The organism is Streptacidiphilus pinicola (genome assembly GCF_003258295.1).
Lineage (GTDB): Bacteria > Actinomycetota > Actinomycetes > Streptomycetales > Streptomycetaceae > Streptacidiphilus > Streptacidiphilus pinicola.
The window spans coordinates 1-26,154 of the sequence record NZ_QKYN01000153.1; the positions used below are offsets into that span (position 1 = coordinate 1).

The 26,154-nt window shown below is 73.1% G+C and carries 21 protein-coding genes and 1 pseudogene; 18 read left to right on the top strand and 4 right to left on the bottom strand.

Features of this window, described 5'->3' with window-relative positions; genetic code table 11:
- Window positions 1-104: 104 nt before the first annotated feature.
- Window positions 105-401 carry a sulfurtransferase gene (locus DN069_RS42990; protein WP_424556351.1) on the top strand — a complete coding sequence of 99 codons (297 nt, stop codon included), beginning with the start codon at window positions 105-107 and terminating at the stop codon, window positions 399-401.
- On the opposite strand, the pseudogene DN069_RS32135 reads toward DN069_RS42990, so the two are convergent.
- Window positions 323-709, bottom strand: a pseudogene (locus DN069_RS32135) (rhodanese-like domain-containing protein); the annotation flags it as partial. The gene DN069_RS42990 and the pseudogene DN069_RS32135 overlap by 79 nt on opposite strands.
- 174 nt (window positions 710-883) lie before the next feature.
- Here DN069_RS32135 and DN069_RS32140 point away from each other — a divergent pair.
- The 6 genes from DN069_RS32140 to rbsK all read left to right on the top strand — a co-directional run bounded on the left by DN069_RS32140 (window position 884) and on the right by rbsK (window position 7,615).
- A complete protein-coding gene (locus DN069_RS32140; protein ID WP_111506768.1) occupies window positions 884-1,603 on the top strand; it encodes a response regulator transcription factor in 720 nt (239 codons plus the stop codon).
- Window positions 1,600-3,117 (top strand): sensor histidine kinase, encoded by a 1,518-nt coding sequence (locus DN069_RS32145; protein WP_111506769.1) that lies wholly within the window; start codon window positions 1,600-1,602, stop codon window positions 3,115-3,117. The genes DN069_RS32140 and DN069_RS32145 overlap by 4 nt, the downstream gene beginning before the upstream one ends.
- Window positions 3,118-3,173: 56 nt before the next feature.
- Window positions 3,174-3,683 (top strand): DUF1269 domain-containing protein, encoded by a 510-nt coding sequence (locus DN069_RS32150; protein ID WP_111506770.1) that lies wholly within the window; start codon window positions 3,174-3,176, stop codon window positions 3,681-3,683.
- Window positions 3,684-3,728: 45 nt separating this feature from the next.
- A complete protein-coding gene (locus DN069_RS32155; RefSeq protein WP_111506771.1) occupies window positions 3,729-5,162 on the top strand; it encodes an FtsW/RodA/SpoVE family cell cycle protein in 1,434 nt (477 codons plus the stop codon).
- A gap of 62 nt (window positions 5,163-5,224) precedes the next feature.
- The gene (locus tag DN069_RS32160; RefSeq protein WP_111506783.1) at window positions 5,225-6,691 is read left to right on the top strand and encodes a penicillin-binding transpeptidase domain-containing protein; all 1,467 of its coding nucleotides are present in this window, start codon (window positions 5,225-5,227) and stop codon (window positions 6,689-6,691) included.
- A gap of 21 nt (window positions 6,692-6,712) precedes the next feature.
- Window positions 6,713-7,615: a ribokinase gene (gene rbsK, locus DN069_RS32165; protein ID WP_111506772.1), complete on the top strand. Its 903-nt coding sequence runs from the start codon at window positions 6,713-6,715 to the stop codon at window positions 7,613-7,615.
- Window positions 7,616-7,709: 94 nt separating this feature from the next.
- On the opposite strand, the gene DN069_RS32170 is transcribed toward rbsK, so the two are convergent.
- The gene (locus tag DN069_RS32170; protein WP_111506773.1) at window positions 7,710-9,044 is read right to left on the bottom strand and encodes a glycoside hydrolase family 18 protein; all 1,335 of its coding nucleotides are present in this window, start codon (window positions 9,042-9,044) and stop codon (window positions 7,710-7,712) included.
- A gap of 231 nt (window positions 9,045-9,275) precedes the next feature.
- On the opposite strand from DN069_RS32170, the gene DN069_RS32175 reads away from it, so the two are divergent.
- The 4 genes from DN069_RS32175 (at window position 9,276) to DN069_RS32190 (ending at window position 15,421) form a co-directional block, all read left to right on the top strand.
- Window positions 9,276-10,760 (top strand): sensor histidine kinase, encoded by a 1,485-nt coding sequence (locus DN069_RS32175; protein WP_133260109.1) that lies wholly within the window; start codon window positions 9,276-9,278, stop codon window positions 10,758-10,760.
- Window positions 10,761-10,945: 185 nt separating this feature from the next.
- Window positions 10,946-11,602, top strand: coding sequence for a response regulator (locus DN069_RS32180; RefSeq protein ID WP_279387941.1), 657 nt, complete (start codon window positions 10,946-10,948; stop codon window positions 11,600-11,602).
- A 209-nt stretch (window positions 11,603-11,811) separates the two neighbouring features.
- Complete coding sequence (locus tag DN069_RS32185) at window positions 11,812-13,314, top strand: glycosyltransferase 87 family protein (protein ID WP_133260110.1); 1,503 nt, start codon at window positions 11,812-11,814, stop codon at window positions 13,312-13,314.
- A gap of 502 nt (window positions 13,315-13,816) precedes the next feature.
- Entirely contained in the window at window positions 13,817-15,421 is a 1,605-nt protein-coding gene (locus DN069_RS32190; protein WP_243640027.1) for a N,N-dimethylformamidase beta subunit family domain-containing protein, read from the top strand.
- Window positions 15,422-15,461: 40 nt separating this feature from the next.
- On the opposite strand, the gene DN069_RS32195 is transcribed toward DN069_RS32190, so the two are convergent.
- Window positions 15,462-17,108, bottom strand: coding sequence for a penicillin-binding transpeptidase domain-containing protein (locus DN069_RS32195; protein ID WP_111506776.1), 1,647 nt, complete (start codon window positions 17,106-17,108; stop codon window positions 15,462-15,464).
- Window positions 17,109-17,217: 109 nt separating this feature from the next.
- Complete coding sequence (locus DN069_RS32200) at window positions 17,218-19,005, bottom strand: dolichyl-phosphate-mannose--protein mannosyltransferase (RefSeq protein WP_243640028.1); 1,788 nt, start codon at window positions 19,003-19,005, stop codon at window positions 17,218-17,220.
- A gap of 218 nt (window positions 19,006-19,223) precedes the next feature.
- Here DN069_RS32200 and rsmI point away from each other — a divergent pair, with 218 nt between their 5' ends.
- The 7 genes from rsmI to DN069_RS32235 all read left to right on the top strand — a co-directional run.
- Window positions 19,224-20,069: a 16S rRNA (cytidine(1402)-2'-O)-methyltransferase gene (gene rsmI / locus DN069_RS32205; protein WP_111506777.1), complete on the top strand. Its 846-nt coding sequence runs from the start codon at window positions 19,224-19,226 to the stop codon at window positions 20,067-20,069.
- A gap of 261 nt (window positions 20,070-20,330) precedes the next feature.
- Entirely contained in the window at window positions 20,331-20,750 is a 420-nt protein-coding gene (locus DN069_RS32210) for a hypothetical protein (RefSeq protein WP_111506778.1), read from the top strand.
- A gap of 69 nt (window positions 20,751-20,819) precedes the next feature.
- A complete protein-coding gene (gene metG / locus DN069_RS32215; RefSeq protein WP_111506779.1) occupies window positions 20,820-22,421 on the top strand; it encodes a methionine--tRNA ligase in 1,602 nt (533 codons plus the stop codon).
- A gap of 177 nt (window positions 22,422-22,598) precedes the next feature.
- On the top strand, window positions 22,599-23,474 hold the full coding sequence (locus DN069_RS32220) for a TatD family hydrolase (protein WP_111506780.1): 876 nt from the start codon (window positions 22,599-22,601) through the stop codon (window positions 23,472-23,474).
- 129 nt (window positions 23,475-23,603) lie between these two features.
- Window positions 23,604-24,272: a transglycosylase family protein gene (locus DN069_RS42995; RefSeq protein ID WP_424556352.1), complete on the top strand. Its 669-nt coding sequence runs from the start codon at window positions 23,604-23,606 to the stop codon at window positions 24,270-24,272.
- A gap of 157 nt (window positions 24,273-24,429) precedes the next feature.
- Window positions 24,430-25,308, top strand: coding sequence for a 16S rRNA (adenine(1518)-N(6)/adenine(1519)-N(6))-dimethyltransferase RsmA (gene rsmA, locus DN069_RS32230; protein WP_243640032.1), 879 nt, complete (start codon window positions 24,430-24,432; stop codon window positions 25,306-25,308).
- A gap of 56 nt (window positions 25,309-25,364) precedes the next feature.
- Window positions 25,365-26,154 (top strand): 4-(cytidine 5'-diphospho)-2-C-methyl-D-erythritol kinase (locus DN069_RS32235; protein ID WP_111506782.1); only part of this gene is annotated, 790 nt, incomplete at its 3' end.

The window sequence follows — 26,154 nt, forward strand, 5'->3', positions numbered from 1 at the left end:
CCGGCGACTGGGAGCGCCGCTGGGAGGTCGCGGCGTGACCCGGCGCCCGCGTCTTCGAACTCGACGGACCGCTCTCCGACCAGGACAGCCCGCTCCCGCACACCATGCCCGGTGCCGAGCAGTTCCAGAGCGAGCTGCGCGCGCTCGGCCTGGCCGACGGCGGCACGGTGGTCTGCTACGACAACGCCGGCCTCTACTCGGCGGCGCGCGCCTGGTGGATGCTGCGGGCCATGGGCTTCGACCGCGTCGCGGTCCTCGACGGCGGCCTTCCGGCCGGGGCGGGGGCGGTCTCCTGCTGGGGGAGGCCCGCCGCCACCCAGGCCGGAAGGCCGCCGTCGAGGACCGCGACGCGGTCGAAGCCCATGGCCCGCAGCATCCACCAGGCGCGCGCCGCCGAGTAGAGGCCGGCGTTGTCGTAGCAGACCACCGTGCCGCCGTCGGCCAGGCCGAGCGCGCGCAGCTCGCGCTGGAACTGCTCGGCACCGGGCATGGTGTGCGGGAGCGGGCTGTCCTGGTCGGAGAGCGGTCCGTCGAGGTCGAAGACGCGGGCGCCGGATATCGCCGCGACCTCGCGGCGGTGCGTCGAGACGCTGGCGTCGAGCACGAGCAGGCCCGGTGTCCCGAGGTGCCGGGCCAGCCAGGCCGTGTCGACGACGGGGCCGGGCGGGTCGAGCGGTTCGAACGGGATCGCGGCTTCGCTGACGGTCACGGGTGCACACGCCTTTCGGGACGGTCGGTCCGGGAGCGGGCTTCCGGCCGGTCAGCCCGGACCCTATCGCCGGGCGTCCGGCGCCACGCGGAATTCCCCAGGCTGGGAGCTGTCCGGGGCGCACGGCAGATGGTCTCTTACCGGTTCCTCATGTCGTCATGGAGAATCGTTGTCGTGACGCCGACTGTGCTGCTGGCCGAGGACGATCGTGCCATCCGTGATTCGCTGGACCGCCTGCTGACCCTGGAGGGTTACCAGGTGACTCCGGTGTCCGACGGAATCGAGGCGCTCGCCTCCGTCCACAAGCAACGACCGGACGTGCTGGTCCTGGACGTGATGATGCCCGGGATCGACGGGCTCGCCGTCTGCCGGGTGCTGCGTGCCGAGGGCGACAACGTGCCGATCCTGATGCTGACCGCGCGGGTGGACACCTCCGACCGCGTGGCCGGGCTGGACGCCGGCGCGGACGACTACATGCTCAAGCCCTTCGAGGCCGAGGAACTGCTGGCGCGGCTCCGCGCGCTGCTGCGGCGCGCCGCGGTGCCGGCCGTCTCGGCGGACCCGGTCGAGGCCGAGTCCGTCACGGCGGGGCACGACCTGATCGAGGTCGACGACCTGCGCATCGATTCGACCGCCCGCCGGGTGTGGCGCGGCGGGGAGGAGATCCAGCTCTCCCGCACCGAGTACGACCTGCTGGAGCTGCTGGCCCGCAACGCGGGGATCGTGCTGGACCACAGCACCGTCTACGACCGGATCTGGGGCTACGACTTCGGGCCGGGGTCGAAGAACCTGGCCGTCTACATCGGTTACCTGCGCCGCAAGCTGGACACGCCGGGTCGTACGCCGCTCATCCACACCGTCCGGGGCGTGGGATACACGCTGCGTGAGCCGTGAGTCGGCTCCGGGCCAACATAGGTCTGAGGCTGCGGTTCGCGATCGCCTTCGCGGGGCTCGCGGCCCTCGTCACCGTGCTCGTGGGCGGCCTCGGCTACACCTCGGCGGCGTCGCTGATCCGGCAGGACCGGGCCAAGGACTTCCAGAACTCGCTCAGCACCCTGGTCGGCGACGCGCAGTCGCAGGACCTGAACGCCCGCGACTTCCTCTCCACCCCGGAGAGCCAGGACCACCTGGTCGACCAGCTGACGCACTCCGGCGACATCGGGGTGCAGGTCCTCGGCCCGGACGGCAGGGTGCTGCAGTACGCGGACAAGCAGAACCCGCAGATGGACCCGCTGCCGACGACCGCGGCGGACGCCCGGCTGGCGCGCAGCGGGACGGCCGGCAAGACGGACAACGTCAACGTGGACACCGGCGGCGACCGCTACCGCGTGGTGACCGTCTCCCTGGGCGGCGGGCGCGGCGCGGTGATGCTGTCGGAGCGGCTGAGCGCCACCGACGACCTGCTCGGTTCGCTGATGGTGCGGATCGCGCTGACCGCCGGAGCCGTCATGGTGATGGCGGGTGCGGCGGGCTGGTGGATCGCCGGGCGGATCACCCGGCGGCTGGTCCGGCTGACCGCCACGGCCGAGCAGGTCGCGGCGACCGGGGAGTTGACGCTGGACGTGCCGCAGCGCGGCCGGGACGAGATCGGCCGGCTGGCGCGCGCCTTCGACGACATGCTCGGCCGGCTCGCCCGGTCCAAGGAGGACCAGCGCCGACTGGTCCAGGACGCCGGCCACGAGCTCCGCACGCCGCTGACCTCGCTGCGCACCAACATCGCCGCGCTGCGGCGGATGGACCGGCTCTCCCCGTCCTCGCGCGGCGCGCTGCTGGACGATCTGGAGACCGAGACGCGGGAGCTGACGGTCCTGGTCAACGAGCTGGTCGAGCTGGCGAACGACCGGCGCAGCACCGAGGAGGCGACCCAGACCGAGCTCGACGAGCTGGCCGAGCGGGTGGCGGACCTGACCCGGCGCCGGACCGGGCGCGAGATCGTGGTGCAGGCGGATCCGGTGGTGGCGACGGTGCGGCCGCAGGCGCTGCAGCGCGCGCTGACCAACCTGGTGGAGAACGCCGCGAAGTTCTCCAGCGGACCGGCGGAGATCAGGGTGCTGGTCCGGGCGGACCGGATCACGGTGCTGGACCGCGGCCCGGGGCTCCAGCCGGAGGACCTGGACCGGATCTTCGACCGCTTCTACCGGGCCACGGCCGCGCGCAGCCTGCCCGGATCGGGGCTGGGGCTGTCGATCGTGCGCGAGGTCGCCGAGGAGCACGGCGGGGAGGTCTTCGCGCGCAACCGGGTCGGCGGCGGCGCGGAGATCGGCTTCACTCTGAAGGGCGATGGGCACGCCCAGCTCGCCGGTGGCCGCGCGGAGGCTCCGGGCCTGCCGCAGCGGCAGTCGGGGGTGTCGGCGCAGCGGCCCCGACACGCGGAGAACAAATCGGACAAATCCGGAGTAGCTCGGTAGATTCCCGAATGACCGACGTCTCGAAGCGTCTTTCGAAGAGACTCGAAGGGAATCCCATGAGCAACCTCATCGCCGTCGCCTACCCGGACGTGGCCACCGCCGAGCAGGTCCGGGCCAAGCTCGTCGACCTGCAGAAGCAGAAGCTGATCACGGTCGAGGACGCCGTAGTCGTCGAGCGCCGGGCGGACGGCAAGGTGAAGCTGCACCAGGCCGTGAACACCGTCGGTGCGGGCGCGGCCGGCGGAGCGCTGTGGGGAGGCCTGATCGGACTCCTCTTCTTCATGCCGTTCCTCGGCATGGCGATCGGCGGCGCCACCGGCGCGGCGGTCGGCGCCGCCCAGGACTTCGGCGTCGACGACGACTTCATGCGCAAGCTCGGCAACGGTCTGACACCGGGCGCCGCCGCGCTGATCACGCTGGTCGGCGACGCGGTCACGGAGAAGGTGCTGCCGGAGCTCGCCCCCTTCGGCGGCCAGCTCATCCAGACCTCGCTGAGCACGGCGGACGAGGAGCACCTCCGCGAGGCGGTCGCCACCGTGCGCGCGGGTGCCGCCCACGCCGCCTGACCCCGGCCGGTCCCGGAGCGCGCGTCCCTGGGGCGCGCTCCGGCGATCCCGGGGGAGCGGCAACGCGCCGACCCCGGCCGCCGAACCCGTGGTGGCCGGCGCTGGGTCGAGCTGCTGCTGGTGGTCCTGGCCGTCGCGATCGCCGCGTACGGGTACGTCGACGTGGGCGCCGACATCGACGGGAAGGCCCCGTCGGACGCGCTGCGGTACGGCCTCGGCCTCGGCGCGCTGGCGCTGCTCGCGCATCTGGCCGTGCGACGCCGCGCCCGCTACGCGGACCCGCTGCTGCTGCCGATCGCGGTCCTGCTCAACGGCCTCGGGCTGGTGGTGATCTACCGGCTGGACCGGTCCACGCCCAACGACAGCACCGCGCCGACCCAGCTGCTCTGGTCGACCATCGGCGTGGCGCTCTTCCTCGCCGTCGTGGTGCTGCTGCGGGACTACCGGGTGTTGCAGCGCTACGCCTACGTGCTGGCGCTGGTCACCCTGCTTCTGATGATCGTGCCGATCTTCCTGCCGGCGGTCTACGGCGCCAAGATCTGGATCAAGATCGGGCCGCTCTCCTTCCAGCCGGGGGAGATCGCAAAGATCGCGTTGGCGATCTTCTTCGCCTCCTATCTGGCCCAGCACCGCGATGCCCTCGCCCTCACCGGGCGCCGGATCTGGCGGCTGGAGCTGCCACGCGGGCGCAACCTCGGCCCGATCGTGCTGATCTGGCTGGTCAGTGCCGCGATCCTGTTCCTGGAGCAGGACCTCGGCACGCTGCTGATCTTCTTCGGCCTCTTCGTCGTCATGCTCTACGTGGCCACCGGCCGGATCGGCTGGATCGCGGTCGGGCTGGTGCTGGTCGGCGTGGCGGTCGTCCCGGTCGCGCTGTGGGAGCCGCACGTCCACGTCCGCTTCGTCGACTGGCTCGACCCGATGCGGACCATCCGGCTCGGGCTGGGACCGAGTCAGCTCGCGCAGTCGATGTTCGCCTTCGCCGCGGGCGGCCTGCTCGGTACCGGCCTGGGCCTCGGCCACTCCTACCTGATCGGCTTCGCGATGAAGTCGGACTGGATCCTGGCCACCTTCGGCGAGGAGACCGGGCTGGTCGGCCTCGCCGCGCTCTTCCTCCTCTACGCGATCGTGGTGGTCCGCGGCTTCCGGACCGGCCGCGAGCTGCACGACCCGTTCGGGCGGCTGCTCGCGATCGGACTGGCCTCGCTGCTCGCGCTGCAGGTCTTCGTCGTGGCGGGCGGTGTGACCGACCTCATCCCGCTGACCGGGATGACCATGCCGTTCCTGGCCCAGGGCGGTTCGTCGCTGGTGACCAACTGGATCCTGATCGCGCTGCTGGTGAAGCTGAGCGACGCCGCGCGCCGCCCGCGTCCGCCGGTCCCGCAGCTGCTCACCCCGCCGCCGGAGCCCAACGCGGCCTCGGCGGCAGCCGAACCCGATCCGGACGACGAGGAGACCGAGGGGGTGCCCACCGTATGAAGCGCAGCCGGAAGCCCCGGGCGCCGCGCCCCGCCCCGCCGGCCGGCGCCGCGAGGCTGTCGCTGAGCCGCACCGGGCGTCGCGCCGGCCTGTTCTGTCTCGTGCTGATCCTGCTCCTGCTGGCCAACGCGACCCGGCTGCAGGTCTTCCAGGCCAAGTCGCTCGACGACAACGCCGCGAACCGACGCGACGTCATCGCCCGTTACAGCCAACCGCGCGGGAACATCCTGGTGGCGGGCAAGCCCGTCACCGGCTCCCGGCAGAGCGGTGGCCCGCTCGACTACCAGCGGACCTACACGGCCGGACCGCTGTACGCGCCGGTCACCGGCTTCTCCTCGCAGACGTACGGCAACACCCTGCTCGAAGGCGTCGAGGACCAGATCCTCACCGGTCAGGACAGCAGGCTGTCGACGAACGCGGTCTGGGACGCGATCTCGCGCGCCACGGTGCCCGGCGGGAACGTCTGGACGACCATCAACCCGAAGGCGCAGCAGGCCGCCTTCAACGGCCTCGGCGGCAAGCGTGGCGCGGTGGCCGCGATCGAGCCGGCGACCGGGCGGATCCTGGCGCTGGCCAGCACGCCGTCCTACGACCCCAATGGCATCACCGGCACAGGGCCGGCCACGGTGACGGGCTGGACCCGGCTCACCGCCGACTCCACCCAGCCGATGCTCAACCGAGCGCTCCGGCAGACCTATCCGCCGGGCTCGACCTTCAAGGTCGTCACGCTCGCGGCGGCGCTGCAGTCCGGGCTCTACAGCGGTATCGACGTGCCGACGGACTCGCCGAACCCCTACACCCCGAAGGACACCGACCACGCGCTCACCAACGAGTCGGCGAGCGACGCCTGTACGAACGCGACGCTCGACTACGCGCTGCAGGTCTCCTGCAACACCGTCTTCGGCAAGGCGGGCGTGGACGTCGGCGAGCAGAACATGGTGAGGACGGCCGAGGCGTTCGGCTTCAACCAGTCCCAGCAGACGATCCCGGTCGGGGTGGCCCGGAGCAACTTCGACACCGGGCTGACCAGCCAGGCCTTTCTCGCGCTCTCCTCCATCGGGCAGTACGACACGGCCGCGACGCCGCTGCAGATGGCGGAGGTCGCGGCGGCCGTGGCGAACAACGGGACACTGATGCGGCCCCGGCTGCTGGACAAGGTGACCCGCGGCGACGGCGCCACGGTGCAGACCTTCGGGGACCGGAGGTTCGGTCAGCCCGTCTCCGCGTCCGTGGCGGGGGAGATCCAGCAGGCCATGGTGAACGTGGTCCAGAACGGCACCGGCACCAACGCGCAGATCCCCGGCGCCGTCGTCGGCGGCAAGACCGGGACGGCGCAGAACGGGGTCGGCAACAGCGGGACGCCGTACGCCTGGTTCATCTCCTACGCCAAGCCGAGCGCATCGGCGGCCGCGCCGGTCGCGGTGGCGGTCGTGATCGAGGACAGTGACGCCAACCGCGCCGACATCAGCGGTGGCGGCCTGGCGGCGCCGATCGCCAGGGCGGTCATGCAGGCCGTGCTGTCGGGCTGAGTCAGGGCCTAGGGTGGCTGCATGCCGAAGATCGCAGTCGTCGGAAGCATCAACCTCGACCTGGTCGTGCCGGTGCCCAGGCACCCGCGGCCGGGGGAGACCGTGCTGGGCGGGGACCTGGTCGAGCATCCCGGCGGCAAGGGTGCCAACCAGGCCGTAGCCGCGGCCCGGCTGGGGGTCTCGGTGGCGATGCTGGGCCGTGTCGGCGCGGACGACGCGGGTGCGCGGCTGCGGCGGGTGCTGGATCTGGAGGGGGTGGACACCACCCGGGTGCTGCCGGTGGACGGGCTCCCGACGGGCCGGGCGCTGATCGCTGTCGACCACACCTCGGGCGAGAACTCGATCATCGTGAGCCCCGGCGCGAACACCGCTCTCTCCCCGGAGCACTGCGCTTCTGAGGGAGCGCTGCTCCGCGACGCGGCGGTCACGCTGCTGCAGCACGAGATCCCGCCGGAGACCGTCGCCGCGGCGGCCCGCCTGGCCGGCGGAACGGTTCTGCTCAACCCTGCGCCCGCCCGAGAGCTCACCCTCGACCTGCTGCACATGGTCGACATCCTGGTCCCCAACCGGGAGGAGCTCGCGAGCCTCGTCGGCCGCCCCCTCCCGGACCTGCACGCCGTCGCGGACGCGGCGCGTCAGCTGCTCGGGCCGACGGCCGTCGTCGTCACCCTCGGCGCGGACGGCGCGCTGCTCTGTGAGGACGGCGCGGTCGCCTTCGTCCCGCCGCATCCCGTCACCCCGCTCGACACCACCGCCGCGGGCGACGCCTTCTGCGGCGCGCTGGCCTGCGGTCTGGTCGAGGGCCTCGGCCTCCACGAGGCCGTCCGCCGTGCCAACGTCGCCGCGGCGCTCAGCACGACGCTCCCCGGCGCGCAGCCCTCCCTCCCCACCCGCGCGGAAGTCGCCGGCGCCCTGGGGGAGTGAGGCGGCCACGGCGTCAGGCACACACGCGTGCGCGGCGCGGATCGGCCCGAGGCCGATCCGCGCCGCGCACGACAGTGAGGGCACAGGAGAGCGATCAGCCGTCCTGGTGGTCGGTGCCGAGGGCGGCGCCGAGCGCGGCGGTCAGGCTGCCGTCGGCGGTGTCGCCGTCCATCGACCACACGAAGGTGCCGCGCAGTCCCTGCTGCCGGATGTACTGGCCCTTGTACCAGAGCGACAACGGGTTGTCGTAGGTGGAGAAGGTGCCGGTGGCCGGGTCGTACGTGTATGGCTCCTTGGCGATCGGGTCCCAGTAGGTCTGCCCGGGGGCGTTGACGACCTGGTTGTAGTTCGGCGTGCCGCCGCCCGCCGTGGCCGGCTGGAAGAGGCCGTCGCCGCGCGGGCCGGGCGCGACGCCGGTCCAGGTGTGGGCGTAGTAGGGGACGGCCAGGCCGATCTTGTCGGGCCGCACGCCGTGCTGCTCGTAGTAGGCCACGGCCTGGTCGATGCTGAACCGGTTGTCCGCTGGGTTGGGGTCGCGCGGGTCCTGGTGCAGCGCGGAGGAGAAGTCGGTCGGGCCTGCCGCTTCCCAACTGCCGTGGTAGTCAAAGGTCATGACGTTGAACCAGTCCACGACCCGGGCCAGCTGCGGCAGTTGCAGCTTGGCGGCGGCCGCGGGGCTGGCCGAGGTGTTGGCGGTCAGCAGGTAGCGCTCGCCGCTCGCGTCGCCGGCGGCGTCGAGCTGGTGGCGGAACTCCCGCATCAGCGCGGTGAAGTTCGGAGTGTCCTGGGGGCCGTAGGGGTTGCCGTTGCCGGGCAGGCCCGGGTACTCCCAGTCGACCGCGAAGCCGTCGAAGATCCCGGCGGCGGCTCCGGCCGGGAGGCCGGGGATGTCGCCCTTGAGGTACTGGTCGACGCAGGAGGCGACGAACTTCTGCCGGGACGCCGCGGTCGCGGCGACCTGTGAGAAGTGTCCGGACCAGGACCAGCCACCGATGGACATCACGATCTTGAGGTGCGGGTACTCGGCCTTGAGTTCGCGCAGCTGGTTGAAGTTGCCCAGCAGCGCCTGCCCGGCCGCGTCGGCCTGCCCGTTCACGGACTCGGTGGCGGCGAAGGGGCGCTGGTAGTCGGCCCAGCTGTCGCCGCTGGCGCACAGGCCGTCGGCGGAGATGTTGCTGAACGCGTAGTCGAGCTCGGTGAGGTGGCTGATCTCCCCGGTGCTGATCAGGTTCTTCTCCATGAAGCCGGAGTAGATGCCCCACTGGGTGAAGTAGCCGATCAGTTGCTTCTGGTGGCCGCCCTGGCCGCCGCCGTCGAAGGCGGGGGCCGTGGCGTGGGCGGGGGTGGTGCCGATCAGCGCGGCGGCGCAGGCCGCCGTCGCTGCGGCGACGGCGGCACGGCGAACGGCCGCACGGCGGAACGCTGGCATGGACTCTCCTCGACGGGAGGCGAGACGGGAGGTCGGAACATTGGCGTAGACCAATGAGGGGGAAGGTATAGGCCAATCCGCCGAGGGGTCAATGGCCGTGCGGAGACCGCGGCGCTGAGCCGCGGGACGGATCCGACCGGCGAAAGCCGGAACAACCGCCCGTCCCCGGGTGTCGCCGCACGGTGAGCGGATTACGCTGGCCCCGTCATGGGGAGCGCACTGCGAAAAGCTGTGAGCCGCGCATCGGCGCGGGCCCGCCGACTCGCGCGGCTGCTCTGGGATGCCGCCTGGGCGGCGCCGGACCGGCATGTGCCCTTCGCGCCGAGGCTCGGGCGGACGCCACGGCTGGCACTGGGCGTGGTCGGGCTCGTCGCCGTGTTGGTGCTGGCCGCCAGCGCGGACCAGCAGCTGGTGGAGCTGGTGCCGAGCAGCCTGGCCTGGGCGCTGGCCGCGCTGCAGGCGCTGCCGCTGCTGCTGGTGGTCTCGCGGCCGCTGGCCGCCTGGCGGCTCAGCGCGCTGGGGCTGACGCTGGCCACCTTCGCCGAGGTCGGGCACGCCCCGACGCCGTTCTGGCCCTGGCCGGTGAGTGCCTGCATCGCCTTCGTGGTGCTGGTCTTCGTCACCGCGCAGCGCTACGGGCGCGACGTCGCCATCGGCGTCGACCTGCTCACGGCCGGAGCCGTGCTGCTGCCGGCCGTGCTGCTGGTCGACCTGCCGCCGGTGGTGCTGGGCGTCTCGGTGGTGGCCGTGACGCTGGTGCTGGTGCTGGGCGAGTCGATCCACTCGCGGCTGGAGGCCGAGCGGCACCTGGAGCAGGCCGAGCAGCAGCGCCGGGCCGGGCTGGCCCGGCAGGCGGTGCTGGAGGAGCGCAGCCGGATCGCCCGCGAGCTGCACGACGTCGTCGCGCACCACATGTCGATGATCGCGATCCAGGCCGAGGCCGCCCCCTACAAGGAGCCGGGCCTGACCGAGCAGACCCGGCGCACCTTCACCGCGATCCGGGAGGCCTCCACCACCGCGCTGACCGAGATGCGCCGCGTCATCGGGCTGCTGCGCGAGGAGGACGAGGGCCCGGAGCGGGCGCCGCAGCCCGGTATCGACGGGATCCCCGACATGGTGCGCGCAGCGCGCGGGGCGGGCATGCAGGTGGATCTGACGCTGACCGGGGGCCCCGACCGGGTGCCCTCCGTGGTGGACGTGTCGGTGTACCGGATCGTGCAGGAGGCCCTCAGCAACGCCGGCCGGCACGCGCCCGGCGCGCACGTCGCCATCGAGGTGGAGAGGTCCTCCGGCGGGGTGCGGATCGAGGTGATCGACGACGGCGGCGCCTCCGGCGGTCGCGCGCCGCTGGCGCCCGGCGGCAACGGCGGGCACGGGCTCACCGGCATGCGCGAGCGCGCCGCGCTGCTCGGCGGCACGCTGCGGGCCGGACGACGCCAAGACGGAGGCTTCTCGGTGGTGGCGTGGCTGCCGATGGACGGCCCGCGCGTGCGTACCCGCGACGGGCGTGGAGAATCGAGCACGAACGGGTTCGACGAACCCGAGGGAACCGACGGAACCAACGGAAGCGACGGACCGGCCGGCGTCGGCCCCACCGCGACGGGCCTGCCCGGCGGTGGCGGCCTGGACGCCCTGGGCGGCCACGTCGGGGCACGGAAGGCGGGCGACGGGCACGTGAACGGACAGCCACGGCCGGACGGGCAGGGGGAAGGGTGACACACGCGGCGGAGCCCACGGGAGCGGCGGAGTCCGCGTCCCCGGGAGCGCGGGGCGCGTGGGACGCGCTCGACGTGCGGGTCGTGCCCGGAGCGCCCGGAGGGGCCGGGACGCCCTGGGCGGGCGACGCGGACCACGCGCACCAGGCGCGGGAGGCGCACGATGCCCGGGACGCGCAGGAGACGATCCGCGTGCTCCTGGTGGACGACCAGGAGATGGTCCGCGACGGGCTCGGCGCGCTGCTGTCCAGTGCGCCCGACATCGAGCTGGTCGGCGAGGCGGGCGACGGCGTCAAGGCCGTCCAGCTGGCCCGCGAGCTCGCGCCCGACGTGGTCGTCATGGACGTCCGGATGCCCGGGATGGACGGGCTCACCGCGACCGGCGCGATCGTGGCGGCGGGCGGCGAACAGGGCCCGCGCGTCCTCATCCTGACCACCTTCGACCTCGACGAATACGTGTACGAGGCGCTCGCGCGCGGCGCCAGCGGCTTCCTGCTGAAGGACGCGCCCGCGCGCGACCTCATCAACGCGGTCCGCGTCATCGCGGCCGGCCAGGCGCTGCTGGCTCCGTCGGTGACGCGTCGTCTCATCGCGGACGTGGCACGGCGTCGGCGGGCGGGGAACCTGCGGCCGGAGGCGGTGGCGAGTCTGACCGCGCGGGAGCTGGACGTGCTGCGACAGGTGGCGCGCGGGCTGTCGAACTCGGAGATCGCCGACGAGCTGGTGCTGTCCGAGCAGACCATCAAGACGCACGTAGGGCGGATCCTGGCCAAGCTGGAACTGCGGGACCGCACCCAGGCCGTGGTCTTCGCCTACGAGCACGGCCTCGCCGGCGGCGAGTGAGCTTTCCGGCCGGTGTGCACCGCCGTTCGGGTGGCCTCCGGGAGGCTTTTCTGAGGCTTGCGGGAGGCGGTTCGGAGGCGGTCCGGCGAACACCGTACCGGTCGTCACCGAGCGTGTCCGGGCGTGTCAAAGCCCCCTACCCGGGGAGGATGGGTGAACAACCCTGTGGTGTGACGACAGGCCGGGTCCTCTGTTCCTAATGTGGCAGCGTGACGACGACTCATGCCCGTTCCGGGGAGACCGGGGAGACCCGGCGAGCCGCCGCGCGTCCGCTGCCGAGCCAGCGGGTGCAGCAGTTCGGGGCAGGGCTGCGAGGAGCCGGCGCGGCCGGCGGCTACAGCCGCGCGCCCTGGGTGCTCGGGGCGCTGGTGTGCGCGGGGTGGGCCTTCGCGTTCCCGCTGATCTCGAACCTCGCCTCGCAGCGGGCCTGGGGGTGGTCGGCGGGCGCGGGCTACCTGCTGGCCGCGCTCTGTGCGGCGCTGCTGCCGCGTGGACGGGCGGCCAGCTCGGCGGGTTCCGGTGCGGCCCGGCCGATCCGGATGGCGGTGGCGCTCGCGCTGCTCGGCGCGGTCGTGGTGCCGCTGGTGCTGCTGCTGGTGCTCGGCCAGGCGCAGTCCGAGGTCTTCGTGGTGCAGCAGTCGGCGGTCCGGCTGGTGCACACGGGCAGCCCCTACCTGCCGCACCCGGCCGACTGGACCGGCTACACGCCCTACCTGCCGGGCATGACGCTCTTCGGCTTCCCGCACCTGGTGCTTCCCGCGGTCCTGGGTGACGCGCGGATCTGGTTCCTGCTGGCGTTCCTGGTCTGTCTGGTGCTCGCCTGGCGGATCCTGCGGGGCGGGCCGCTGGCCGTGCCGTTCGCGGCCGTCGTCGCCTCGCCGCTGGTCGCGCTGCCCGCGGCGGTGAGCGGCGTGGACCTGCCGATGATCGGCGGGTGCATCCTCGCCCTGGCGCTGGCCGGGCGCGGCAACGCCGCGCGGGCCGGGGTCGTGCTGGGCCTGGTCTGCGCGCTCAAGTGGACCGCGTGGCCGGCCGTGCCGGTCGCGCTGCTGCTGCTCCTGCAGGTCGGCGGACGCCGGGCGGCGCTGCGCGGCACGCTGTGGACGGGCCTGGTCGGCGGTCTGCTGGTGGTGCCGTTCGCGGTGGCCTTCCCGCAGGCCATGCTGGAGCAGGTGGTCCGCTTCCCACTGGGCCTGTCGACGGTGCGCACCCCGGCGGGCAGCCCGCTGCCCGGCCATATCCTCGCCCAGCTGGGCCCGGCCGGCCGGACGGCCTCGCTGGCGCTGTTCGCGCTGAGCGGCCTGGCCGTCTGCGTCTGGCTGCTGGTCCGGCCCCCTCGCGACGCGCGGACCGCGTGCGACCGGCTCGCGCTCGGCGTCGCGCTGGCCTTCCTGCTGGCCCCGGCGGGGCGTTTCGGCTACCTCCAGCTGCCGGTGCTGCTGGTGCTCTGGCCCCGGCTCGCGCTGCGCACGCAGCGGCCCACGGGCCCGCCCGTGCTGGTCGCGAGCAGCACGGACGACGCGGACGCCGTGGACTCCGTCCACGCGCGCGCCCCGGAGTACGCGGACCACCCCACCGGCCGCCCGGACGACACCGACCGCGACCACGACACCCACGACCACGACCGCGCTGCCGCCCCGGCCGCCAACGCGGCCCGCGTCGCCCCCACGGCACCCACCCCGAGCACGGCCGGCGCCGCCGCCAGGTCGTAGCCCGGCCCGCCCGTCAACCTTCGTCCCCCGAGTGCACCCGCGCACGCCGAGGGCCGGAGCACCCCGCCGGCTTGGGCCGTCGGCCGGTTCGCGCCGAACCGCAGTGGCGGTGCCTCGCGGGCGCCGGGGCCGTGCCGCGCGCCGCCCGCCCATCGCACGGGTGTGAGGGCGCGAGCCTGCGTTGTGCCGTGCCGGTGGTGCCCGCCGGTCGCCTGGGGACCGTGCCTCGTGCCGCCGGCCGGGCGCATCGGGCTGAGGCCGTGGGCCCGCCGTGCGGCAGAACCGATCGTCGGCTGTGTCGGGCTGACGCTGGGTGCCCGCCGTTCCGGGGTGCCTGTCCGGCGACCGGGGCGGCGTAACGGCGCGTGGGCGTCAGAGGTCTGATGGCCGTTCCGGGCCGTCGGGGTTCGGGCTCTCGGGTGGCTGTGTCGGTCCGTGCGCGTAGTGTCTTTCGGTGACGACCGAGGCTGACCGTCGGCGCAGGAGCGGAGGAGGGCAGGCGGTGGAAGGCGGCACGGAGGCGGGAGCGGGAAAGAGCGGTGGCAGGCGGCCTGGGCTGACGCGGCGCGGCGTGCTGGGTGCGGCGGCCGCCGCGGGGGCCGTGGCCGGGGCCGCCGGGCTGGCGGGCTGCGGATCGGATGCCACCCGTGCCACGTCCGGGCCGTCGGGGCGGCCCACGCGGGCGGGCGGCCCCGTGCCGACGGGCGTGCAGTCGGCTGCGACGCTCGCCGAGAACGCCAAGCCGGGCGCAGCCGACTGGCGGATCGCCAGACTCGGTGCGCAGCAGGACATCGAGGGCTACACGGACCGCGCCTCGGCGCGGCCGGGCGAGCCGGTCGCCCTGCACGTGTCGACGACCGCGCCGGGGTTCACCGTCTCCGCCTACCGGGTCGGCTGGTACGACGGCCGGCAGGCGCGTCTGGTGTGGCGCTCGGGGCGGATCGCGGGCAAGCGGCAGGCCGCGCCCGTCGCCGTCGGGCCGACCCGGACGGTCCACGCGAACTGGGAGCCGTCGCTGGCCCTGGACACCAGCTCCTGGCCCGAGGGGGCCTACCTGCTCCGGCTGGACGCCGCGAACGGCAGCCAGCGCTGGGTGCCGCTGGTCCTCCGGTCCACGGACGCCCACGGCAAGCTGCTGGTCATGCACGGCACGGCCACCTGGCAGGCGTACAACACCTGGGGCGGCACCAGCCTCTACCAGGGGGAGAACGGCAGTTACGGCAGCCGGGCGCTGAAGGTCTCCTTCGACCGCCCCTACGCGGACGAGGGCGCGGAGAAGTTCCTGGTCTACGAGCGGGCCCTGGTGGTGCTCGCGGAACGCCTCGGCCTGCCGCTCGCGTACACGACCGGCATCGACGTGCACACCGATCCGTCGATCCTCGGCGGTGCCACCGCGGTGCTCTCGCTCGGCCATGACGAGTACTGGACGCCGCAGCAGCGTCAGTTCGTCACCAAGGCGCGGGACGCGGGCACCAACGTGGCCTTCCTCGGCGCCAACACCTGCTTCCGCCGGATCCGCGTCGAGGACGCCGGCCGCACCGTGGTCTGCTACAAGACCGACTACCGCGACGACCCGGCCTACATGCAGGACCGCGCGCTCACCACCACGGACTTCCGCTCCGGTCCGGCCGCCGACCCGGAGTCGTCCATGACGGGCGTCCTGTACGAGGGCTATCCGACCGACGCGCCCTACGTCGTGCACAACCCCGACCACTGGCTCTTCGAGGGCACCGGCGTGCACGCCGGGGACTCCTTCGACCACCTCGTCGGCGTCGAGTACGACCGGGTCACCCCGGGCGCGCCGACGCCCAGGCCGATCGAGATCCTGGCCCACTCGCCGCTGGTGTGCAACGGCAACCACAGCCACTCCGACACGGCGTACTACACCGCGCGCAGCGGCGCCGGGGTGTTCGCCTCGGGGACGATGCGCTGGGTCGAGGGCCTGATGGCGGGCGGTCACGACGACGGCGGCGACCACGGCATGAACGCCCGCACGGCGGCCTTCGTCACCAAGGTGACGGAGAACCTGCTGAACGCCTTCGCCCAGGGCCCGGCCGCCACCCACCGCCCGGCCCCCAAGGACAACGTCCAGTCCGTCTACGGCTAGGGCGCCGGCGCCCCCGTCCCGGCGCCCCCGTCCCGGCGGGTCAGTGGTCCGCGGTCAGGATGTCCGCGACGACGTAGCCGGCCGAGTCGACGCCCTTGGTGCCGCCGACCACCTCCGCGGCGACGGAGACGTTGCTGTCGTAGGCGACGAACCAGCCGTTCGTGCCGCCCTGGACCTCGGCGGTGCCGGTCTTCGCGCCGACGCCGGACATGCCGGAGGTACGCGGCGCGGCGGTGCCGCTCTGCGCCGTGTACGTCATCATCGCCCGCAGCTGCTGGGCGGTCTGCGGGTTCATCTGCTGCGCGGCGGGCTGCTGCGGCAGGCCGGGGACCAGGATCGGCTGCAGGAAGCCGCCGTGCGCGACGGTCGCGCCGACCGAGGCCATGACCAGCGGGCTGACGGCGACGTCGCCCTGGCCGATCGCGTCCGCCGCGAGGTGGTTGCGGTCGGCGGCGGCCGGGACGGCCGGGTCCTGGGTGGAGACGCCGATGTGCCAGGTGCCGATGCCGAAGACGCCGGCCGCCTCCCGGCTGAGCGAGTCGAGGTGGGGCGGGTTGTTCTTGCCCCAGGCGTTGTCCAGCAGGCCGATGAAGGCGGTGTTGCACGACATGGCGAAGGCCCCGCGCATGTCCGCCCCGGGAGCCTGCTCGCCGTCGACGTTGTGGAAGGACTGCCCGTTGACCTGGATGGTGGGCGGGCAGGAGGCGGAGGAGCTCGGCCCGAGACCGGCCTGGTCCATCAGGGTTGCCGCGGTGATGATCTTCATGGTGGAGCCGGGCGGCGAGTAGCCGTTGATGGCGAGGTCGCTGCTGCCTGTGAAGGCGACGGCCCGGATCTGCCCGGTGTGGTGGTCGATGGCCACCACCCCGGCCTGCCGGCCCGCGTGACTGTCCTTCACCGCGTTCTCCGCGGCGGCCTGCAGCGTTCCGTCGAGCGTGGTCTTCAGCGTGGTCGGCGTCGGGGCGGTGAACACCTTGGCCGAGCCGACGGCGGAACCCGACGCGTCCAGGACGGCGACGCCGCTGCCCGAGGCGCCGGTGCTCTGCCCGGCGCCCTTGGTCCGCAGCTGGCTCAGGATGTCGGCGAGCGAGGGGAACTGCGAGGCCGTCAGCGGCTTGCCCTTGTCGTCGAGCACCTGGACGCTCGACGCGTCCGCAGGGATCGGGCCGGCCTGCAGCGACTGGCCCGCCTGCAGCGACGGGTAGAGGACCGTCGGGGCCCAGCGGACCGCGGTCTGGCCGTTGGTGCTCTGCACCACGGCCAGCGAGTCCTTGTAGGCCCAGGTGCCGCCCTTGACCTGCGCGGTGACCTGGAAGCTGACCTGTTCCGCCGTGCCGTCCTGCGCGGACGCCCCGGCCGGGGTGATCGCGGAGAAGGAGACGCCGGTCAGGCCCAGCCCGTCGTGGTACTTCTGCAGCGCGGCCGCCGTGGTCAGCGGCGAGTCCGAGTCCTTGCCCGCGTCCGCGTAGTGGTCCGGGCCGGCCTGCCAGGCCTGCAGGAAGGCGGTCGCCTGCTTCAGCGCCGCGGCGCTGCTGGGCGGGGCCGTCGACAGGTCCGAGGCGTTGAAGGTCGCCGGGGCGCTCGGCCCCCCGAGGATCGTGTCGCCGACGTTGAAGACGGCGTAGCCGCCGCCCGCCACCAGCGCCGCCGCCACCGCGGCGACGGCGATCTTCGCTCCCTTGTGCACGATTCGGCCCCCCGTTGTTCGGTCGCACGGATCGTACGTGTGCGTCCACGCGGAGGGTAAGGAAATTACGCGAACCGTTATGTGATTCCGCAGGATCGGTGGCGTCGCATCAGATCCAGGTGGGCCACCACATTCGGGCGCGCCAGTCGTCGACCGGAATGACCTGGGCGTCGTAAAGCGGTAGGAAATAGAGGAAATTCGCCATGATGGCGAGCAGCAGCACGCCCGCCCCGACCGCGCCGAGCAGCCGGCGGTCGCCGCGGGCCCGCGCGTGACCGAGCATCGCGCCGAGCATGAGGGCCACGGCGAGGGCGAGGTACGGCTCGAAGTCGATCGTGTAGAAGAGGAAGATCGTCCGCTGCTGCCACTGGAACCAGGGCAGGTAGCCGGCGGCGATGCCGACGCAGATGGCGCCCGCTCGCCAGTCGCGGCGGAAGAACCACCGGTAGAGGCAGTAGACCAGCGCGAACACCGCCGTCCACCACAGCAGCGGCGTGCCGATCGCGAGCACCTCGCTCGAGCACTGCTGGGCGGTGCAGCCGCTCTTCCCGAACGTCGGCGACTCGTAGTAGAAGGACACCGGCCGCGCGTTGACCAGCCAACTCCAGGGGTTGGACATGTAGGTGTGCGGGGTGTGCAGGTTGGTGTTGAAGTCCCAGATCTCCGAGTGGTAGTGCCACAGGCTGCGCAGCGAGGCCGGCACCCACGTCATGTCGAACTGCGGCAGGTTGTGCAGCGGCCCGATGGAGTCCGGAGAGAGGCCCTTGCGGCCGGCGGCCCAGTTGCGGTCGTAGCCGCCGGAGGTGGCCAGCCAGCCGGACCAGGCGGCGACGTAGGTCAGCAGCGCGACGGCGACCATCGACACCACGGCCCACGGCCCGTCGTGCAGGGCGGCCGTCAGGTACGGCCGGCGCGCCCCCGCGGCCTTGCGGGCGGTCGCGTCCCAGACCACCGTCATGATCCCGAACAGCGCCACGAACCACAGGCCGTTCCACTTGGTGGCGCAGTCCAGGCCCAGGCAGACGCCGGCCAGGATCCGGTACGGCCGCCAGCCCAGGCGCGCGGCCGTCGCCAGCGCGTCGTTCGGCGCCGCGTCCGGGTTGTCGACGGTCGCGCCGACCAGGTCGGCGAGCCGGGCGCGGCTGCGGTCGCGGTCGATCAGCAGCAGGCCGAAGGCGCACAGCGCCCAGAACATCACCATCTGGTCGAGCAGCCCGGTGCGGCTCATCACGAAGTGCAGGCCGTCGACGGTGAGCAGCAGCCCCGCGAGGCAGCCGAGCAGCGTCGAGCGGAACAGCCGCCGTCCGATCCGGCAGACGATCAGCACCGCGAGGACGCCCAGCAGGGCGGTCATGAACCGCCAGCCGAACGGGTTCAGCCCGAAGAGCTCCTCGCCGATCCCGATCACCCACTTGCCGGCCGGCGGGTGCGCGATGAACTCCGCGCCGGTGGGCGTGGGGATGTGCTGCGGCGTCTGCATGATGAGCGTGTTGGCGTCGTCCGCCCAGTTGCGCTCGTAGCCGAAGTGCCAGATGGACCAGGAGTCCTTGGCGTAGTACGTCTCGTCGAAGATGATCGAGTTCGGGGTGCCGAGCTTCCAGAACGTCAGCACGGCCGAGAACAGGGTGATGACCAGCGGCCCGATCCACCCAGCCCAGCGGCAGGCGAACTGCCACAGGCCCTCGGAGACCTGCAGCCCGAGCCGCCCCAGCACCGGCGACGGCGCGCCGGTCGCCACGCCGGGCCCGTCCGGCATCGGCGGCACGAGCCGCGCCCGCAGCGACACGCGCTCACTCGGCCGGTACCCGTACCGTCCGAGTCTGCGCGCCCACGCCGAGGGCGGCGTCGTCCCCTGTGCGGTGGCGGCGGTCAGCGTGTCCGTCCTGTCTTCATGCACGCGAGCATCGTAGGGGCCGAAGCTGTCCAGACCAGAGGATCCACGGGATCTTCGCCTCCGGGGGCGCGGGGCTGTGCCGATCTGCGGCTCGGCCGCGCGGGCGCGACAAGCCACCCGAGGCGATAGAGCACCGAACGTGCAGGGCTGTCCGCATGTCACTGGTTCTCGCGCGGTTCCCCGCGCCCTTGGCTCCCGCCCGCGGGTGGGAGGATGGCGGGGTGACAGGTCTACTCGTGCTGGCTGGAACCCCCATCGGTGACGTCGAGGACGCGCCGCCGAGGCTGGCGAAGGAACTGGCCGAGGCGGATGTCGTCGCCGCGGAGGACACGCGGCGCCTGCGGCGGCTCGCGCAGGCGCTGGAGGTGGCGCCGACCGGGCGGATCGTGTCGTACTTCGAGGGCAACGAGGTCGGCCGCACCCCCGAGTTGGTCGAGGCCCTGCTCGGCGGGGCCCGCGTGCTGCTGGTGACCGACGCCGGGATGCCCTCCGTCTCGGACCCGGGCTACCGGCTCGTCGCCGCCGCCGTCGAGGCGGGTGTGCGGATCACCGCCGTGCCGGGGCCCTCCGCCGTGCTGACCGCGCTCGCGCTGTCCGGGCTGCCGGTGGACCGCTTCTGCTTCGAGGGCTTCTTGCCGCGCAAGGGCGGCGAGCGCGGCGCCCGGCTGCGGGAACTCGTCGCCGAGCCGCGGACCATGGTGTTCTTCGAGTCGCCGCACCGGATCGAGGAGTCCCTGAAGGCGATGGCCGAGGCCTTCGGCGCCGAGCGCGCCGCCGCCGTCTGCCGGGAGCTGACCAAGACGTACGAGGAGGTCAAGCGCGGGGCGCTGGGCGACCTCGCCGCCTGGGCCGCGGACGGGGTGCGCGGCGAGATCACCGTCGTGGTCGAAGGCGCGCCCGCCGCCGCGCCGGCCGCCGTGGACGCCGCCGAGCTGGCCCGGCGCGTCGCGCTGCGTGTGGACGCGGGGGAGCACCGCAAGGAGGCGATCGCCGCCGTCGCCGTCGAGGCGGGGCTGCCCAAGCGTGAGGTCTTCGACGCGGTCGTGGCCGCGAAATCGGCGTCCTGAACCCGGTCCGACGCCGTTCCGGTCACCATTCCGACCTGCGCTTACCTTTTGCTCCGAATGGGGCGTACGGTGTCGGGACAGGCAAATAGCGGACAAAGAAGCGCCCTCGCAATCCCCACGTGAGGTCTCGGGAACGCCAAGAACAGCCAACTCTCCCCAAAGAAAGCCCCCGGTCGCGCGGATCACCCGCGCCGCGGGGAAAACATGGGGACGAGAAAGTCCCGCTCCGGGCGGACGCCCGCCGGGCACTGGGAGCACGTCATGAGCGAAACCTCCGCGCCCACCCGCCGGCAGAACAAGCTGGAGCCGGCCCACGAGGCCTACTCCTTCGCGTGCCTGAACTGCGGATTCGTCTGGGAACAGGCGTACGAGATCGAGCACGTCGTCGACTACAACGGCCGGATGGTCTACCGGTACAAGGCCAACGGGGTCCCCGTCGCCTCCCCGCTGACGCACCCGGCCTGCCCGGGCTGCGGCGGCCCGCACGTGCGGATCATGGCGTCGGGGCGGGTGGCCAACGCGAACGCCGGTCGCTTCTACGACCCGGACACGCGTGAGGCGCGCCTGCTGGCGGAGCACATGGCCGACCGTTGGACCGAGGACCAGGAGGCGGCTGAGCAGGCCGTGCCGCAGCCGCCGCGACCGCCTCGGCGTCACTGGTGGAGTCGCCGTTCCGGGTGACGGGCGGGCCGCTGACCAAGGGCTGATCACCCGGACGGATCCACATCCGGCGGCCGATACCATTGCGGCATGACCGCCGTCCAGAACCCCGGCAAGAGCTACTACGTCTCGACGCCGATCTACTACGTCAACGACCGCCCGCACCTCGGTCACGCGTACACCACCGTCGCCGGTGACGTGCTGACCCGCTGGCACCGCCAGCGTGGCGAGCAGGTGTGGTACCTCACCGGCACGGACGAGCACGGCCAGAAGATCATGCGCACCGCCGAGGCCAACGGCGTCTCGCCGCAGGAGTGGTGCGACAAGCTCGTCGAGGAGGCCTGGAAGCCCCTCTGGGAGCACCTGGAGATCGCCAACGACGACTTCATCCGCACCACCGAGGACCGGCACACGGCCCGCGTGCAGGAGTTCGTCCAGGACCTCTACGACAAGGGCGAGATCTACCAGGGCGGCTACGAGGGCCCGTACTGCGTGGGCTGCGAGGAGTACAAGGCCCCGGGCGAGCTGCTCGACGGCGAGGGTGAGTTCGCGGGTTCGAAGATCTGCGCCATCCACAAGAAGCCGGTGGAGATGCTGAAGGAGGAGAACTACTTCTTCAAGCTCTCCGAGTACGGCCCCAAGCTGCTGGAGTTCTACGCCGCCAACCCCGGCTTCATCCAGCCGGAGTCCGCGCGCAACGAGGTGCTCCGCTTCGTCGAGCAGGGCCTGGAGGACCTCTCGATCTCCCGCTCCACGTTCGACTGGGGCGTGCAGATCCCCTGGGACCCCAAGCACGTCATCTACGTCTGGGTCGACGCGCTGCTCAACTACGCCACGGCGGTGGGCTACGGCTCGGACCAGGCGAAGTTCGAGTCGACCTTCCCGGCCGACGTGCACCTGGTCGGCAAGGACATCCTGCGCTTCCACGCGGTGATCTGGCCGGCCATGCTGATGGCCAACGGCCTGCCGCTGCCCAAGCGCGTCGTCGCCAACGGCTGGCTGATGGTCGGCGGCGAGAAGATGTCCAAGTCCAACCTGACCGGCATCGCCCCGCAGGACCTCACCGCCCACTTCGGCGTAGACGCCTACCGCTACTACTTCCTGCGTGCGATCCCGTTCGGCACCGACGGCTCGTTCTCATGGGAGGACTTCTCCGCCCGCTACACCTCCGAGCTCGCCAACGACTTCGGCAACCTCGCCTCGCGCGTGGCCGCGATGGTCGGCAAGTACTTCGGCGGCGTGCTGCCGGAGGCGACCGCGTCCGGCCCGGCCGAGGCCGCGCTGGCCGAGGGCCTGGCCAAGGCCGTCGCCGAGTCCGACGAGAAGATCGGCGAGAGGCTGGACTTCGCGGGCGGCATCGCGGCGATCTTCGACTTCGTCAAGCAGGTCAACGGCTACCTCACCGAGCAGGAGCCGTGGAAGGTCGCCAAGGACGAGTCGCCGGAGGGCCAGGCCCGCCTGGCGACGATCCTCTACGCGGCGGCGGAGTCGCTGCGCGGCGTCGCGGTTCTGCTGAACGCGGTCATGCCGCGGGTCTCGGGCCTGCTGTGGGACTCCCTCGGCGCGGAGCCGGCGCTCGGCGTGCTGGCCGACCAGCGGATCGGCGAGGCGGCACGGTGGGGCACGCTGCCTGCCGGCGTCACCGTGACCAAGGGCGAGATCCTCTTCCCGCGCCTGGAAGAGAAGAAGTAGTCGCACGTTCCAGGGGCGCGGGGAACCGCGCGAGCAACCACGGTCCCCCTGGCCTTCGGCTGGGAGGTACCCCCGGAGCAGATGGCCCTGCTCGTTCGGCCTGCTTCGTGGGTGGGTGGCTCGTCGCGCAGTTCCTCGCGCCCCTTTGGATGACGATGGTTGAGGAAGGTTCGAATCGTGGCCCGCTCCAAGGGTGACAACACGCCCCCGCCCGCGCCCGAGCCGCTGCGGGTGACGGTCGCGGACTCGCACACGCACCTGGACATGCAGGACGCCACGCCCGAGGAGATCCTCGCCAGGGCGGCGTCCGTCGGCGTGACGACGGTGGTGCAGGTCGGGTGCGACATCCTGGGGTCGCGCTGGGCCGCGGAGATCGCGGCGAAGTACGACAACGTCCACGCCACGGTGTCCCTGCATCCGAACGAGGCGCCGCGGATCGTTCTCGGCGACCCGGACGGCTGGAGCGGGCAGAAGCGCGGGCCCGGCGGGATGGCCGCGCTCGACGCGGCCGTCGCGGAGATCGACGCGCTGGCCGCGCTGCCGCAGGTGCGGGGCGTGGGGGAGACGGGCCTGGACTACTTCCGGACCGGTCCCGAAGGCGTCGAGATCCAGCAGGAGTCGTTCCGGCGGCACATCGCGCTGGCGAAGAAGCACGGCAAGGCGTTGGTCATCCACGACCGGGACGCGCACGCGGACGTGCTGCGGATCCTCACCGAGGAGGGCGCGCCGGAGCGCACCGTCTTCCACTGCTACTCGGGCGACGAGGAGATGGCGAAGGTCTGCGCGGAGGCCGGTTACTACCTGTCCTTCGCCGGGCCGGTCACCTTCCCGGCCAACCACCACCTGCGGGCGGCGCTCGCCGTCACTCCGATGGACCGCATCCTGGTGGAGACGGACGCGCCGTTCCTCACACCGGCGCCGTTCCGCGGGCGGCCGAACGCGCCGTATCTGATCCCGGTGACGCTGCGCGCGATGGCGCAGGTCAGGGGCGTCGAGGAGGACGAGCTCGCGGCCGCGGTCGCGGCGAACACGGCGCGCGCGTTCGACTACTGACACCGGCTCCGGGGTGGCTCCGCGTCGAGGAACCACCCTCAGGGTGACGTGACGGTCGCCCGGGGAGGTCGTTGGACAGTCCGCGGTCGAGGGGACCGAGCGTGGACGAACGGCCATGTGGGAGCACGAGTGAACGTTTCTTCTGATGCCTCCAGGCGCGCCCTGCCGCAGGCGCTGATCCTGGCCCTGCTGGTCGGTGGCACCGGCGCGTTCGTGGCCGAGGAGTCCCATGCCACCGATGGCGACCACGCCACCGAGGCCGCCGACGTCCTGCCGGACGGGACTGTCGCGGGCGCCGACGCGAGCAGACCGGCCACGGCGGCCGACGGGACCGCCGTGATCGACGGCGCGGTGCCGGCGTCGGCGCCGCGCACCGTGGAGTCGCTCGTGCTGCCGCACGTGCCGGGCGGGCCCATGGCGCCGCAGCTGCCGTCCCGGCCCCGGCACGCCAAGCCGCGGCTGCGCGCGGCGGAGGAGGTCCGGCCGCCGGACCTCACCGAGGGGGCCGCGAGCCGCGGCCGTCACCGCGCGGCCTCCCCGCTGGTGCACTTCGGGACCGGCGAGATCGACTGGTCCGCCCTCGCCCGCTGCGAGTCCGGCGGCAACCCCCACGTCACCGACCCGAGCGGTCGCTACGGCGGTCTCTACCAGTTCGACGCCGGCACCTGGCACAGCCTCGGCGGTCACGGCCTCCCGCAGGACGCCTCCGCCGGCGAGCAGACCAACCGCGCCCGCGCCCTCTTCCACGAACGCGGCATCTCCCCGTGGCCCAGCTGCGGTCTCCACGCGCGGCGCTGACGCTGGCCCCCGGTGCCGACCCTCGCCCCGGCGCTGAGGCAGATGGCGGCGCGTTGCGCGGGAGCTGGCCCCGTATCCTTGCCGGGTGAGCACCACCGATCCCGATTCCGCCGGCTCCGCCGAGTCCTCCTCCGCGCCGACGACGGGCGAGTCCGCCCTGCTGGGCCCCGCCGACGTCCGTGAGCTGGCCGGGCGGCTGGGTGTGCGGCCGACCAAGCAGCGCGGGCAGAACTTCGTCATCGACGCGAACACCGTCCGCCGCATCGTGCGGGCGGCCGAGGTGCGGCCGGACGACGTGGTCGTGGAGGTCGGGCCGGGGCTCGGCTCGCTGACACTGGGGCTGCTGGAGGCGGTCGACCGGGTCACCGCCGTCGAGATCGACCCGCTGCTCGCGCAGCACCTGCCGACCACCGTCGCCGCCCGGATGCCCGAGAGGGCCGACCGGTTCGCGCTGGTGCACGCGGACGCGATGACCGTCACCGAGCTGCCCGGCCCCGCGCCGACCGCGCTGGTGGCGAACCTGCCGTACAACGTGGCGGTCCCGGTGCTGCTGCACATGCTGGAGACCTTCCCGAGCATCGAGCGCACGCTGGTCATGGTGCAGTCCGAGGTCGCCGACCGGCTCGCCGCGCAGCCGGGCAACAAGGTTTACGGCGTGCCGTCGGTCAAGGCCCAGTGGTACGCGCAGGTCAAGCGCGCCGGGGCGATCGGCCGGAACGTCTTCTGGCCCGCGCCGAACGTCGACTCCGGTCTGGTCTCGCTGATCCGCCGGGACGAGCCGCTGAAGACGACCGCCGCGCGCGTCGACGTCTTCGCCGTGATCGACGCGGCCTTCGCGCAGCGTCGCAAGACGCTGCGCGCGGCGCTGGCCGGCTGGGCCGGCGGCGCGGCCGCGGCGGAGGAGGCGCTCAGCGCCGCCGGCGTCGACCACCGCCTGCGCGGCGAGGCGCTGACGGTGGAACAGTTCGCCGCGATCGCCGAGCACAAGCCGTCGTCGGCGTCCCCGACGGCGCCCCGGTCGGCAGCGCAGTCCTGACCCTTCTCACCCCTGTCCCTCGCCCCTTCGCCCGCGCCTCCAGGAGCCTCCCGCCGATGAACGCGTCCGAGTCCGTGCTCGAGCCGACGCCCGCGTCGACGCCCACGCCCGCGTCGACGGCCACGTCCGCGTCCGGGTCCACGTCCGACGGTGTCGCCGTCCGGGTCCCGGCCAAGGTCAACGTCCAGCTCGCGGTCGGGGGCCGGCGCGCGGACGGGTTCCACGCGCTGGCGACGGTCTTCTTCGCGGTCGGCCTGTGGGACACCGTCACCGTGCGCCGCGCCCAGGGGCTCTCGCTGACCGTCTCGGGTCGTGACGCCGACGTCGTGCCGACCGACGAGAGCAACCTCGCCGCCCGTGCGGCGCGGGCGCTCGCCGCGCACCACGGCATCGACGCGAACGTCGCGTTGCACATCGACAAGGACATCCCCGTCGCCGGCGGCATGGCCGGCGGCAGCGCGGACGCGGCGGCGGCGCTGCTGGCCTGCGACGCGCTGTGGGGTCTCCGCACGGACCGCGAGACACTGTTCGCGCTGGCCGCGGACCTCGGCAGCGACGTGCCGTTCTCACTGCAGGGCGGCGTCGCGCTCGGCGAGGGGCGCGGCGAGCGGCTGACGCCGGTGCCGGTCGGCGGCACCTTCCACTGGGTCTTCGCGGTCGCCGACGGCGGCCTGTCCACGCCCGCCGTCTACGGCGAGTGCGACCGCGAAGACCCAGCGGAAGGTGCCGCCGACCGGCACCCGCGTCAGCCGCCCCCCGCGCCCCCCCCCGAGCCCGCCGCCGCCCTGCCGCGCGAACGGCCCGTCGCTGCCGAGGTGCGCGGCCCGCTCGCGCAGGGTCTCCCGG